The sequence below is a fragment of the Streptomyces sp. NPDC026673 genome, from assembly GCF_040638135.1.
GTDB lineage: Bacteria > Actinomycetota > Actinomycetes > Streptomycetales > Streptomycetaceae > Actinacidiphila.
The window spans coordinates 1-10,113 of record NZ_JBEZXR010000140.1 but is presented as its reverse complement, the minus strand read 5'-3'; the positions used below and the strand labels follow the sequence as shown (position 1 = coordinate 10,113).

General features: G+C 72.2%; 10 protein-coding genes and 1 rRNA gene. 9 read left to right on the top strand and 2 right to left on the bottom strand.

Annotation, left to right across the window (positions count from 1 at the left end; all coding sequences use genetic code 11):
* Positions 1–88 (top strand): 5S ribosomal RNA (gene rrf / locus AB0F62_RS41660); the annotation flags it as partial.
* 66 nt (positions 89–154) lie between these two features.
* Here the strand turns inward: rrf and AB0F62_RS41655 are convergent.
* The gene (locus AB0F62_RS41655) at positions 155–1,195 is read right to left on the bottom strand and encodes a hypothetical protein (RefSeq protein WP_361811776.1); all 1,041 of its coding nucleotides are present in this window, start codon (positions 1,193–1,195) and stop codon (positions 155–157) included.
* Positions 1,196–1,430: 235 nt separating this feature from the next.
* On the opposite strand from AB0F62_RS41655, the gene AB0F62_RS41650 reads away from it, so the two are divergent.
* The 3 genes from AB0F62_RS41650 to AB0F62_RS41640 are packed head-to-tail and all read left to right on the top strand — an operon-like array spanning position 1,431 to position 4,477.
* The gene (locus AB0F62_RS41650) at positions 1,431–2,078 is read left to right on the top strand and encodes an HAD family hydrolase (protein WP_361811774.1); all 648 of its coding nucleotides are present in this window, start codon (positions 1,431–1,433) and stop codon (positions 2,076–2,078) included.
* Positions 2,079–2,130: 52 nt separating this feature from the next.
* Complete coding sequence (locus tag AB0F62_RS41645; protein ID WP_361811779.1) at positions 2,131–3,351, top strand: MFS transporter; 1,221 nt, start codon at positions 2,131–2,133, stop codon at positions 3,349–3,351.
* Complete coding sequence (locus AB0F62_RS41640) at positions 3,302–4,477, top strand: acetoin utilization protein AcuC (RefSeq protein ID WP_361811771.1); 1,176 nt, start codon at positions 3,302–3,304, stop codon at positions 4,475–4,477. Before AB0F62_RS41645 ends, AB0F62_RS41640 begins: the two co-directional genes overlap by 50 nt.
* A 93-nt stretch (positions 4,478–4,570) precedes the next feature.
* Here the strand turns inward: AB0F62_RS41640 and AB0F62_RS41635 are convergent, their stop codons facing one another.
* Positions 4,571–6,124: a GMC family oxidoreductase N-terminal domain-containing protein gene (locus AB0F62_RS41635; protein ID WP_361811769.1), complete on the bottom strand. Its 1,554-nt coding sequence runs from the start codon at positions 6,122–6,124 to the stop codon at positions 4,571–4,573.
* Positions 6,125–6,269: 145 nt separating this feature from the next.
* Between AB0F62_RS41635 and AB0F62_RS41630 the strand changes: the two genes are divergently transcribed.
* From AB0F62_RS41630 to AB0F62_RS41610, 5 genes are all read left to right on the top strand, one after another.
* Positions 6,270–7,085 carry a phosphatase gene (locus AB0F62_RS41630; protein WP_361811766.1) on the top strand — a complete coding sequence of 272 codons (816 nt, stop codon included), beginning with the start codon at positions 6,270–6,272 and terminating at the stop codon, positions 7,083–7,085.
* A 128-nt stretch (positions 7,086–7,213) separates the two neighbouring features.
* Positions 7,214–7,426: a helix-turn-helix domain-containing protein gene (locus tag AB0F62_RS41625; protein ID WP_018558718.1), complete on the top strand. Its 213-nt coding sequence runs from the start codon at positions 7,214–7,216 to the stop codon at positions 7,424–7,426.
* A gap of 107 nt (positions 7,427–7,533) precedes the next feature.
* The gene (locus AB0F62_RS41620) at positions 7,534–7,632 is read left to right on the top strand and encodes an AURKAIP1/COX24 domain-containing protein (protein WP_003948845.1); all 99 of its coding nucleotides are present in this window, start codon (positions 7,534–7,536) and stop codon (positions 7,630–7,632) included.
* 195 nt (positions 7,633–7,827) lie between these two features.
* Entirely contained in the window at positions 7,828–8,880 is a 1,053-nt protein-coding gene (locus AB0F62_RS41615) for an NAD-dependent epimerase/dehydratase family protein (protein ID WP_361811763.1), read from the top strand.
* Between the two features lie 26 nt (positions 8,881–8,906).
* On the top strand, positions 8,907–10,064 hold the full coding sequence (locus tag AB0F62_RS41610; RefSeq protein ID WP_361811761.1) for a lysophospholipid acyltransferase family protein: 1,158 nt from the start codon (positions 8,907–8,909) through the stop codon (positions 10,062–10,064).
* Positions 10,065–10,113 lie beyond the last annotated feature (49 nt).

Here is a 10,113-nt window from a genome sequence, read left to right as displayed (position 1 = left end):
CGGTTACATTTCGAACCCGGAAGCTAAGCCTTTCAGCGCCGATGGTACTGCAGGGGGGACCCTGTGGGAGAGTAGGACGCCGCCGAACAATTATTAGCCTCAACCCCCGAGCTTCGGCTCGGGGGTTGAGGCTTTTTTGCTTTCGTGGTGTGGGTCAGCGCACGCCCGTCCAGATCACCGGCTTCATCAGGTTGTCGCGTACGGCGAATCCGCCCACCGTGCCGTTGTCCGCCGCGGCGTCGGCGCCCGTGTCGGCGTGGTCATCGTCGTCGAGACGGGGAAGCGCGCGGATCGGGCCGGAGCCGGTCCAGAACTCGGCCGTTCCGGGAGGGTAGGCGGGCGGTTCGCCGAAGCTGGTCGGCGCCGAGCCGGCGACAAGGCCGGTGGTGGGACTGATGGCGTGGAAGTAACCCTCGCCGAAGTACCCCGGAAGGCCCGGGACTTGGATGCCCTCGGCGGTGTACGGCGGGTCCCAGTAGGTCTCGTACTGGCCGTCGGCGAAGAAGTCGCCCTTGCTGCCGACGATTCGGCCGTGTTCGTCGATGGCCGCCGCCGAGTAGAAGACGCCCTCCGGGGGTTCCGTCGGCAGCAGGGCTTGTGCGGGACCGCTGGTGCCGCCGGGCCAGACGACGGGGCGGAGGCTCTCCGCTCCGACGATGGTGCCGGCGTTGTTGATGCCCACGACCTCCGTGACCGACTGGAAGGGGCTCGAAGGGACCAGTTCGCGTGCGACGCCGCCGCCGTGCCAGACGAGTCCCTGGCGCCCCGGACCCGTGCCGACGATCCGGCCGTGGTCGTTGACATCGTTCGCCCTGGTGCTCCGCGGCAGGATCGTGGCGGTTCGGCGACCGGGCCGATGGCTGAAGCCCACGGATTCGCTCGAGCCCGGGAACCTGACCGTGCCGACCATGAGGCCGTGGCGGTTGATGGCCGTGACCTCACCGATGCCGTATCCGTAGTCGGCCGGAAACGGTACCCGGTGTACCGAACGGCCGGTCCAGTAGACGGGGGTGTTGTCGCTGCTGCCGCCCGACAGCCCGGGGCGGCCCAGGGCCCGGACCCGGCCGGTGCCCTGGGGGAGCGTGTCCAGGAGGACGATCCCGGGAGCCGTGCGCGCGTGAGCCGCGGGGACGGTGGGCGCCAGGAGAGTGCCGAAGCCCGTTCCCGCCGCCATCAGGATCGTGCGTCGTTTCACAAGGCCCCCAGTCGCGTCCGGACGGCCTGTCCCGGCCGGGTGGCGGGCCCGGTGGCGTACCTTCTGCGCTCGCGGTCGGTGAACCCGTCGGGTTCATGGCGCCGGTTCATGGTGTTCCCCCTTTGTCGTGGCACGGCCGTCCCGTCGGCCGCCGTCCATCATGGGCGGCCGGGCGCGGCGGACGGGGGGATTCGGCGCGCGGTGGCCGGATCGGGTGCCCGACTACAGTGGGGCGGTGCGTTACGACCTGGTCATCTTCGACAACGACGGCGTGCTCGTGGACAGCGAGCCGATCGCCAACCGCATCCTGGCCGGCCTGCTGACGGAGGCGGGGCACCCCACCACGTACGAGGAGTCGATCCGCGACTACATGGGCTCCGCGATGCACCGCGTGCACGACCTGGTGGCGGAGCGCACGGGACGCCGGCTGCCGGAGGACTTCGACGCCGTCTACTACGCGCGGGTCTTCGAGGGCTTCCGGCGCGAACTGGAGCCGGTGCCTGGCGTGGCGACCGTGCTGGAGAAGCTGGCGGCTGACGGGGTGCCGTACTGCGTGGCCTCCTCGGGCAGTCATGAGCGGATCCGGGTGGCGCTGAAGAAGACCGGTCTGTACGGGCACTTCGGGGAGGAGCGGATCTTCAGCGCCCAGGACGTCGGGCGTGGGAAGCCGGCGCCGGACCTGTTCCTGCACGCGGCACACACGATGGGCGTGGCGCCGGAGCGGTGCGCCGTGGTGGAGGACAGTCCGCTCGGGGTGCGGGCCGCGGTGGCGGCCGGGATGGACGCGTACGGCTTCACCTCGATGACGCCGGCGGAGAAGCTGGCGGGGGCACGGCAGTTGTTCGCGGACATGGCGGAGTTGCCCGGAAAACTACTTGTGTGATCGATCTACCCGTCCGTAGCCCGCGGCCCTACGCTGCTCGCTCATGGACGGCATCGACGGCGCATTGCGTCATGGACGGGCCTCGCTGGCCGTCGGCTTCTTCGCGCAGGGTGCGGCCTTCGCTTTGCTGGTGACCCGGATCCCGGCCCTGCAGGATCGTTACGGCGTCAGTGACGCGCTGCTGCCCGCCTTCCTGGCCGCGGTGCCCGTTCTCGCGGGTGCCGGCAGCGTCGCCACCGAGCACCTGGTGAAGCGGGTGCGGCCGAGCACGGTGCTGCGCTGGGTGCAGCCGGTGGTGTGCCTGGCACTGCTGGGTGCCGGCGCGGGGAACGCGCTGTGGCAACTGGCCGCGGCGCTGGCCGTCTTCGGGATATGCGTCGGGGCCCTGGACGCGTCCATGAACATGCTCGGGGTGAGCCTCCAGCGGTCGTACGGGCGCAGCATCATGCTGGGCTTCCACGCCGCGTACAGCCTCGGCGGCATCCTGGGGGCGTCTCTGGCATGGGCGGGCGCGCACTGGCAGCTGTCCCTGGCGGTGCTGTACGGGCCGGTGGTGGCGGTGCTGATCCCGCTGACGCTGGTGGCGAGCCGCTGGTACGTGGACCGGCGGCCCGACGCCCAGGACGACGCGGGCGCCTCCGCCGCGGTCGCGGCCCCGGTGGCGATGCGGCTGCTGCTCCCGCTCTGCCTGGTGATGTCGTTCGCGTACATCGGCGACTCGACGGTCTCCAACTGGAGCGCGAAGTACTTGCAGGACGTGCTCGGCGGCTCCGAGCAGCTGGCGACCGTCCCGTACAACGTCTACATGGTCACCACGCTCCTGGGCCGTTCGGTCGGTGACTTCGGGGTGCGGCGCTTCGGGGCCGCTCCGGTGGTGCGGGCCGGCGCACTGGTGGCGGCGGCGGGCTTCGCGGTGGTCGCGGCCGCGCCCGGTGCGTGGGTGGGGATGGCGGGCTTCACGTTGCTGGGCCTGGGGCTGTGCGTGATCGTGCCGCAGACCTTCGCGGCGGCCGGGCGGCTCTTCCCGGGGGCCTCGGACACGGCGATCGCGCGGCTCAACATCTTCAATTACGTGGGCTTCCTGGTGGGCTCGCCGCTGGTGGGCGCCCTGGGCGACGCGTGGAGCTACCGGGGAGCCATGCTGGTGCCGATGCTGCTGGTGTCGGCGACCCTGTTGTACGCCCGCTCGTTCGGGGCGGAGCCCGCCCGATACGGTGTCGACCATGAGCGGCCGCGCACAGCTGATGTGGGACGAGCAGGTAACGGGCTATGACTTCGGTCCGGGCCACCCGATGGACCCGGTACGGCTCGCACTGACGATGGGGCTGGTCCGGGCGTTCGGGCTCGACCGCGCGGTGACGGTCGCCGCGGCCCCCGCGGCCGGCGACTCGACGCTGCGGCTGGTGCACGACGCGGAGTACGTGGCGGCGGTGCGCCGGGCCTCGGCCGATCCCAAGGGCATGACGGAACTGCCGTACGGGCTCGGGACCGAGGACACCCCGGCCTTCGCGGGCATGCACGAGGCCTCGGCGCTGATCGCGGGTCAGTCGGTCGGCGCGGCCGAGGCGGTGTGGCGCGGCGAGGTGGCGCACGCGGTGAACTTCGCGGGCGGGCTGCACCACGCGATGCCGGGTATGGCCTCCGGCTTCTGCGTCTACAACGACGCTGCGCTGGCCGTCGCGCGGCTGCTGGAGCTCGGCGCGGAGCGCGTGGCGTACGTGGACGTGGACGTGCACCACGGGGACGGCGTCCAGACGGCGTTCTGGGACGACCCGCGGGTGCTGACGATCTCGCTGCACGAGCACCCGCGCACGCTCTTCCCGCAGACCGGCTGGCCGGAGGAGACCGGGGGCCCGGCCGCGGAGGGGGGTGCGGTGAACCTCGCGCTGCCCGCGGGCACGGGGGACGAGGGCTGGCTGCGGGCGTTCGACGCGGTGGTGCCCGAGCTGATCGCCGCCTTCCGGCCGCAGGTGCTGGTGACCCAGCACGGTGCGGACACGCACTTCGAGGACCCGCTGGCGCACCTCGCGGTGAGCCTGGACGCGCAGCGGGCGGTGGCGGAGGCGCTGCACGGCCTGGCGCACGAGCACGCCGAGGGCCGCTGGGTCGCCCTGGGCGGGGGCGGCTACGCGGTGGTGGACGTCGTGCCGCGGACCTGGACGCACCTGGTGGGCATCGCGGCGGGGCGGCCCGTGCCGCCGGAGGCGGAGACGCCCGAGGAGTGGCGGGCCGAGGTCTACCGGCGGACGCGGCAGATGGGGCCGCTGCGGATGACGGACGGGCGGGACGCGGCGTTCACCGGTTTCCACGACGCGGGCTACGACCCGGCGGACCGGCTGGACCAGGCGATCCTGGCGACCCGGCGGGCGGTGTTCCCGCTGCACGGCCTGCTGCCGTAGCCCCGGGCCGTGCCGGGCGGCCCGCGGGCACGGGTTACGGGGACACGGGTTAACGGGACACGGGTACGGGTACGCGGGCGGGCTTCGGGCGGGTCAGCCGGCGGCGCGCAGCAGTTCCGCCGCCCGTTCGGCGATGGCGTAGACGGTGGCGTTGGTGTTGGCGGAGACCGGGCCCGGCATGACCGAGGCGTCGGCCACCCGCAGGCCGGTGACGCCGCGCACGCGCAGGGCGGGGTCGACCACGGCGTGCTCGTCGGTGCCGATGCGGCAGGTCCCGGCGTAGTGCGCAGAGGAGCGGAGATTGCGGCACAGGAAGGCGCGCAGGGCGGTTTCGCCGGTGGTGTCCGGGCCGGGCAGGACCTCCTCGGCGCGCCAGGGGGCCAGCGCGGGGGCGGCGGCGATCTCCCGTGCCGCGTCCAGTCCCCGCACCATGGCGTCGAGGTCGCGGATGTCGGCGTAGTAGCGGGGGTCGATGAGCGGCGGCGCGCCGGGGACGGGGCCGGAGAGGCGGACCGTTCCGTGGCTGTGCGGCGCCATCAGGGCGACCATGATCGTCCAGCCCCGGCCGGCCGCGGGGCCGGGCAGGCTCTCCTCGCGCAGCGGGAGGTCGACGAGTTGCAGCTGCACGTCGGGGCCCGCCGCGTCGGGGTGGGTGCGGATCAGGCCCTGGACCTCGCCGTGGTTGTTGGCGCCGGGCGGTACGGGGCGGGCGGCCCGGTGGACCAGGCCGGAGACCACGTGGTCCAGCAGGTGGGAGCCGACGCCGGGCAGGTGCACGGCGGTGGGGATGCCCCGGCGGCGCAGGTGGTTGCGGGGGCCGATGCCGGAGAGCATGAGCAGCTGCGGGGTGCCGATCGCCCCGGCGGCCAGGACCACCTGCCCCGAGGGGGAGCGGTGCGCGGTGCGCACGTCGCCGTCCACGCCGTACTCCACGCCCGTGCAGCGGTCGCCGTCCAGGAGGACGCGGTGCGCGAGCGCGCCGGTCACGACATGGAGGCCGGGCCGGTGCAACGCGGGGCGCAGATAGGCCGTTGCGGCGTCCTGGCGGACGCCGTCGGCGATGCTGAGGTCGCCCCAGCCGAATCCCTCCTCCAGGCCGCCGCTGAGGTCGTGTGCCTCGCGGTGGCCGGTCTCGAGTGCGGCGCGCAGGAAGTCGCGGGCGAGGGGGTGGCGGTCGACGGCGGGGCCGACCCGCAGCGGGCCGTCCGTGCCGCGCAGCCGCGGGTCGCGGCCGGGGACGCCGGTGACGTTCTCGCTGCGCCGGAAGGACGGGAGGAGGTCCTCCCAGCCCCATCCGGCGGCGCCCGCGGCGGTCCAGGCGTCGTAGCCGGAGTGGTGGCCGCGCAGGAAGTTCATCGCGTTGATCGCCGAGCTGCCGCCCAGGCCGCGGCCGCGGGGCCACGGCACGGTGAGGCCGGTCTCGGTCTGCGGCACGGTGCGGTCCGCCCAGTCCAGGGAGGTGCCGAGCAGTCCCGGCCAGGCCGGGGGGACGGCCACGGCGGGCGGGTGGTCGGCCCCGCCCGCCTCCAGGAGCAGCACGCGTGCCGCGTCGTCCTCGGAGAGGCGGGCGGCGAGCACGCATCCGGCGGATCCCGCCCCCACGATCACGTAGTCGAACTCGTCTGCGTTCGGGACGGTGCCGGCCACGGGGGACCTCCCAGGGCTGCCGCACGGTATGTCCGCATTCTATGGAAGGGCCCGCCGGGGGCGCCGACCCGAACGGCTGCCCCTCGGGAGTGACGTTCGGGCCGTTCCGGCACGTGAGGGGGCCGGCAGGGGTGACGATCGGCGCGTGCTGAACGTCGCCGCGCTGCGCGCGCATCTGGTGGGGGCGGGGATCGCGGGGGTCGTGGCGACACCGCGGGAGAAGAGTCTGCGCAGCTATCGGCTGTTCGTGGCCGGGGATCCGCGGCAGACACTGGGGCTGGAGCCGGCGCGGCCCTGGACGCAGCCAGGACTCCTGCGGTTGATGGCCGATCGATGTGGGGTTTCGCCTGACCCGGGGAACATTTCCGGGCAGGATGTGATCGACCCGGATCGCACCCTCGCCGGCCTCGAAGCCTTCGCCGTCCGGCTGAAGTGGGCCGCGGAGCGCAGGGAGCCCGTGCTCATCGGCACTGGTCACCCGCATCGCCTGCTCGGGTTCTACGCCGGATTGGCGGCGGCCCTGTCGGCGGCGGGATGTCCCGTCCTCACACCATCGCATGGCCGATGTATCGACATGACGACGCAATTCGGCCTACGCACGTACAACCTCTGGTACGTAGGGGGCGTCGCGACGGTCCGGGATGCGCCGGGTGAAGGCGCCCGTGGTGCGCCGGCGGTGCACACGCACTCCCCGCTCCCGGTTCGTGCCGCGCTGGCCGGTGCGGCAGGACGCGGGGGGCCACTGCCGAGCCTCGTGGTGGGAGACCACGGCTGGGTCTGCGGAGCAGGTCAGCTGGGTATCGAGGCCATCGGGCTGGCCGATTCGGACGACCCCGCGGTCTTTGTGGCCGAGGCGGAGGGCAGGGTTTCGGTCGCGGTTCCGCTTGATGACGCTGTGCGGTCCGATTACTACCGACCGCTTACGCGCTATGTACTCAATCGAGCGTGTCTGTCACAGTAGTCAACCGATCGCTACTCCTCTTCCCCACTTGCATCACCCGCACCTAATCTGGGGAGGAGCGCACGTGCGAGAGGGAGTCACCGGAGGGGAAGCCGGTGCCCGTCATGTGCGGAAGGTTCAGGTGTGTCATGGCTTCAAGCGAGAGGCCTCTCAACGAGGTCGTGTTCCTGACCGTGGCAGAGGTCGCCGCGGTGATGCGAGTGTCCAAGATGACCGTGTACCGGCTGGTGCACAGCGGTCATCTGCCGGCGATCCGGGTGGGAAGGTCCTTCCGGGTGCCGGAGCAGGCCGTCCATGACTATCTTCGCGAGTCCTATGTGGGGGTGGGGGAAACTGCCTGACGACTGCCTCGGTTTATGCTCGGTGCTTCGGGGCGGGTAGGCTTGGCCGACGTAGGTCGTGTGGGCTCGGACGCCCCGCACCGAGTGAAAACGAAGCGAGGGTAGTCGTGGGCTCTGTCATCAAGAAGCGGCGCAAGCGTATGGCCAAGAAGAAGCACCGCAAGCTGCTGAAGCGGACGCGTGTGCAGCGTCGCAACAAGAAGTAAGCGAGCTACGCGTCGCACTTCTGCTGCCCTCCCGCCCCACGATCCGTGGGGCGGGAGGGCAGTGGCGTTTACGGGGCGGCCCGCGGGACGACAGGCGGCCGGCCGCCTTGACGGTGCCCGTACGTTCGGGCGTCATCACGGCGCAACAACGAACCGATACGGTGCGTACATGCGGTGCGAGGGAAGGCGCTGATCTTGGGCAAAGTGGTGCTCGTGACAGGAGTCGCCCGCCAGCTCGGCGGCCGGCTGGTGCGACGCGTGATGCGCGACCCCGACGTCGACCGGGTGATCGGCGTCGACACGCTGCCGCCCGACCACCATCTGGGCGGGGCGGAGTTCGTCCGAGCCGACATCAGGCACCCGATGATCGCCAAGGTGCTGGCGGAGCACTCGGTGGACACCGTCGTCCACATGGACGTCAGCGGCACGCTGCCGGGCCGCAGCAGCCGGACGGCGGTCAAGGAGACGAACGTCATCGGCACGATGCAGCTGCTCGGCGCCTGCCAGAAGGCTCCGACGGTGCGCCGCCTGGTGGTCAAGTCCACGACGAGCGTGTACGGCTCCGCGCCCCGCGATCCGGCGGTCTTCACCGAGTCCATGCCGCCCAAGTCGGTGCCCGGCGGCGGCTTCGCCAAGGACGCCGCCGAAGTCGAGGGATACGTACGCGGCTTCGCACGCCGCCGCCCGGACGTTGCCGTATCGGTTCTGCGGTTCGCCAACATCCTGGGCCCGCACGCCGACACCCCGCTCGCGGAGTACTTCGCGCTGCCGGTGCTGCCGACCGTGCTCGGCTACGACCCGCGGCTGCAGTTCGTCCACGAGGACGACGTCATCGACGTCCTGATGCTGGCTCTGCGCGACGAGCGCAACGGCACGATCAACAGCGGCACCTTCAACATCGCCGGTGACGGGGTGCTCCTGCTGTCGCAGACCGCGCGACGCCTCGGCAAGCCCACGGTGCCGGTGCTGCTGCCCGCCGTGACCTGGGTGGGGCAGATGCTGCACACCGCGGGCGTCACCGACTTCTCGCGCGAGCAGATCCGGCTGCTCACCCACGGCAGGGTGGTGGACACGACGCAGATGCGCGAGACTCTCGGCTTCACCCCGAAGTACACCACCGCCGAGACCTTCGGCGACTTCGCCCGCAGTCGCGGTCCCGGCCTGCTTCCGCCCGACCGGCTCGCCGACGCGGTCGACCGGCTCGCCGCGCTGGTCCCCGCGGGCGGATCCCGGGAACCCAGCTCGTGAGCACTCCTGCGAGGAGGAATCGCACCATGGCGGATGCCAAGGTCATCCCGTTCGACGAGGACACGCGAACGCGGAGGGGGGCACCGCGATCCCGCGGGCGGGCCGCGGCCCGCAAGACGGGCGGCGACACCGGGAACGCGGTGGCCGCGCTGCCGGTCGAGGACCGGACCGTCCGTGCGACACCGCGGCCGGCGGAGCCCGCCGATGCCGAGGACGTCGTGACGGCGTCCGCGGCCTCCGAGGGCGCCGAGGGCGCCGCCGACGGGTCCGAGGACGCGTCGGCGGGCACCCCGGGCGGCCCGCTGGCCGCCGCGCTCGGCTCGGCCGCCGACCGGCTGCTGGGCGGGCCCTGGGAGCGCCGGGTGGCGCACGGGCTGTCGTTCCTGCGCCGCCGGATCACCGGCGACTACGAGGTCGACGACTTCGGCTACGACGAGGAACTCACCGACCAGGTCCTCATGTCGCTGCTCCGGCCGCTGTACGAGTCGTACTTCCGGGTCGAGGTGAAGGGCATCGAGAACATCCCGGCCGAGGGCGGTGCCCTGGTGGTGGCCAACCACTCCGGGACGCTGCCGATGGACGGGCTGATGATGCAGGTCGCCGTCCACGACCACCACCCGGCGAAGCGGCACCTGCGGCTGCTGGCGGCGGATCTGGTGTTCGTGCTGCCGCTCGTCAACGAGCTGGCACGCAAGGCCGGGCACACCCTGGCCTGTGCGGAGGACGCCCAGCTGCTGCTCGAGCGCGGCGAGGTCGTCGGCGTGATGCCCGAGGGCTTCAAGGGGCTCGGAAAGCCCTTCTCCGAGCGCTACAAGCTGCAGCGCTTCGGGCGGGGCGGCTTCGTGGCGACCGCGCTCAAGACCGGGGTGCCGATCATCCCGTGCTCCATCGTGGGCGCGGAGGAGATCTACCCGATGATCGGCAACGCGAAGACGGTCGCACGGCTGCTGGGCTTCCCGTACTTCCCGGTCACGCCCACCTTCCCCTGGCTGGGACCGCTGGGCATGGTGCCGCTGCCGACGAAGTGGACGATCCAGTTCGGCGAGCCGATCCCGACGGACGGTTACGCGCCGGAGGCGGCCGAGGACCCGATGCTGGTCTTCAACCTGACCGACCAGGTACGGGAGACCATCCAGCACACCCTCTACAAACTGCTGGTGCAGCGCCGCTCGGTCTTCTTCTGAGCGGTCCGCCACCGGGAACGGCCGTGGGCCGGGGCGTCGCGCCCCGGCC